At 62.8% G+C, this 2,715-nt stretch carries 3 protein-coding genes and 1 pseudogene; 3 read left to right on the top strand and 1 reads right to left on the bottom strand.

What is annotated here, in order from left to right:
* Both EN906_RS29980 and EN906_RS29975 read left to right on the top strand, forming a co-directional pair.
* Positions 1–483, top strand: a 483-nt coding sequence (locus EN906_RS29980) for a hypothetical protein (RefSeq protein WP_127375591.1), incomplete at its 5' end; no start/stop codon positions are given.
* Between the two features lie 7 nt (positions 484–490).
* Positions 491–1,366: an alpha/beta fold hydrolase gene (locus EN906_RS29975; protein WP_127272152.1), complete on the top strand. Its 876-nt coding sequence runs from the start codon at positions 491–493 to the stop codon at positions 1,364–1,366.
* Positions 1,367–1,373: 7 nt separating this feature from the next.
* Here EN906_RS29975 and queF read toward each other — a convergent pair whose 3' ends face one another.
* Positions 1,374–1,835, bottom strand: coding sequence for a preQ(1) synthase (queF, locus tag EN906_RS29970; RefSeq protein WP_027042220.1), 462 nt, complete (start codon positions 1,833–1,835; stop codon positions 1,374–1,376).
* A gap of 101 nt (positions 1,836–1,936) precedes the next feature.
* On the opposite strand from queF, the pseudogene EN906_RS29965 reads away from it, so the two are divergent.
* A pseudogene (locus EN906_RS29965) lies at positions 1,937–2,715 on the top strand (N-methylproline demethylase); the annotation flags it as partial.

Genomic DNA, 2,715 nt, shown 5'->3' with positions numbered 1-2,715 from the left:
GGGTCACCGCCCGCAAATGCGCCGGTCGGAGCGGCGGAACCGGCCACGCCGCCGGTGGGATGGTCGCCAGCCGAAGCCGCGCCCGCCGCACCGATCCAGCCGGGCTCGCCGACCGCCGTGGTGCGGCCGTTTTCCGATCAGGTCGGACTGGAGATCGATCCGGCCGAGCGAAGCCATTTCATCGACCCGGCCAAAACCGTGCTCGACAAGAGCGACGCGTTGCGCAAATCCGGGCAGGGCGAGTGCCTCGACCCCAACATGGCGCTCGACAATGCCGATTACGACAAGGCCGAGATCGACAAGAGCCTGAAGACGCTCGAGGCGATCAACGGCGACCAGGCCAAGGTCATCGTCGCCTTCGTCATATCGGGCAACCCGCACCGGCTGGAATGGAAATTCAAGAGGGTCGACGGCGACTGGAAGATATCGGACCTATTGTCGGTGACCGGCGAATGGGCACTCAGCCAGTATCAGTGCGAATGAACCGGCGATGAAGCTTTGCTTTTCGCTAGCCATCGTGCTGGTCGGACTCGGCGTTGCCGGGGGCGTGTTCGACTGGCACATCGGCACGATACTAGTCGCTCGCCAGCCGCGGCAAGCTCTGGCAGCGCCTGGCGACTTCTCCGTCGAGCGCGTCGTACTCGACCAGGCCGATGCGCCCGAGCTTGTCGGCTGGGTAGCCGATCGAAAGGGCAGTTGCGGTGCGATTGTGCTGCTACATGGGCGCGGCGCCAACAGGCTGGCCTTGGTTCAAAGGGCGAAGCTCTTGTTCGACGCTGGCTATTCCGTTGTCTTGTTCGACCTCTCCGGTCATGGAGAGAGCGGTGGCGCCGTTCAGGGCTTCGGGTATTCGGAAGGCCCAGACGCCGCCCGTATTATTACCTTTGCTCGGCAACGCTTTCCAGGCCAGAAGCTTGGCGCCATCGGCTCGTCGCTTGGCGCCGCCGCACTTGTCTTTGCTGCGCCGCAAGCGCCTGCCGATGCCTATGTGCTGGAGCAGCTCTACGCAACCTTGCGCGAAACCACAGCGTGGCGAATGCCTTTCCACTTCTGGCGCGGTTTCCAAGCCGATGTCCTTTTGGCACAGATGCCGCTTCGTCTCGGGTTGAGCGCCGATGATGTCAAGCCGGTCGACCATCTTGCTGCTATCGGCAAGCCGCTGATGCTGCTTGCAGGCAGCAACGACCCTTTCATCGATCATGGACAGGTGCTGGCGCTGCAGAATGCTGCCGTTGGTTCACAACTCGTCTGGTTTGGAGGCGCAGGCCATGTCGATCTGCTGCGCTACGACCAACTGCGCTACAGCGATGCTATCTTTTCCTTTCTTGCAACAAAGCTCTGCCGGACGGGTGCCATCCATGGTTGACGTTCGCTCAACCCCGCCCGCGATAAGGCGCTACCCCGGTGTCGGGCAGCCAGGCGCCTTCGGGCGGAGCGCCGGTTTGCCAGAACACATCGATCGGAATGCCGCCGCGTGGATACCAATAGCCGCCTATGCGCAACCACAGCGGCTTGGTTGCCGCCACGATGCGGCGGCCGATCATGACGGTGCAGTCTTCATGGAAGGCGCCATGGTTGCGAAACGAGGTCATGAACAGCTTGAGCGACTTCGATTCCACCAGAGCCGCATCGGGTGCATAGTCGATGACGATATGGGCGAAGTCCGGCTGGCCGGTGACTGGGCACAGCGAGGTGAATTCCGGGCAGGTGAAGCGCACGATCGCCGGCGGTCCGTCACCGCGCGAAAACGGTACGGTCTCCAGGACCGCTGCTTCGGGGCTTCGTGGCGTCTCGACGTGCGCGCCGAGCTGGGTGAGGGTTTTGGTGTCGATCATGGCAGCAATCCTTGTCGCATGTGCCCGGAGTGCGTGCGGGACGACATGCTTGAAAACGAATTTTGCCGCTCATTAGCACAATTTGAAACCGCAGGAAGACGATGACCAGCAACGATCCGCTTCTCCAGCCCTACCAGCTCAAACACCTGACGCTGAAGAACCGGGTCATGTCGACCAGCCATGAGCCGGCCTATTCCGAGGACGGCATGCCGAAACAGCGATACCGGCTCTACCATGCCGAGAAGGCCAAGGGCGGCATGGCGCTGACCATGACCGCCGGCTCGGCGATCGTCTCGCGCGACAGCCCGGCCGCTTTCGGCAATCTGCATGTCTATGACGACAGGATCGTGCCATGGCTGGCCGAGCTCGCTGACGCCTGCCACGAGCACGACTGCAAGGTGATGATCCAGATCACCCATCTCGGCCGCCGTACCGGCTGGAACAAGGCCGACTGGCTGCCGGTGCTCTCGGCCTCGCCGGTGCGTGAGCCGGCGCATCGCGCATTCCCGAAGACGATCGAGGACTGGGACATGGAGCGCATCGTCGCCGACTATGCTTCAGCCGCCCAGCGCTGCGAGGCCGCCGGCCTCGACGGCATCGAGTTCGAATCCTACGGCCATCTGATGGACGGCTTCTGGTCGCCCGCCACCAATCATCGCGACGACGAATTCGGCGGCTCGCTGGACAATCGCCTGCGCTTCACCAATATGGTGCTCGATGCCGTGCGGTCAGCCGTTGGCGACAAATTCGTCGTCGGCATCCGCATGGTCGCCGACGAGGATTTCGAAAAAGGCCTGTCGAAGGCGGAGGGGATCGAAATCGCCAGGCGGCTGGCGGGCTCCGGCAAGGTCGATTTCCTCAACATCATTCGGGGCTCGAT

It is taken from the genome of Mesorhizobium sp. M7A.F.Ca.CA.004.06.1.1 (assembly GCF_003999135.1).
Taxonomy (GTDB): domain Bacteria; phylum Pseudomonadota; class Alphaproteobacteria; order Rhizobiales; family Rhizobiaceae; genus Mesorhizobium.
This window is presented reverse-complemented; position numbering and strand designations above follow the sequence as displayed.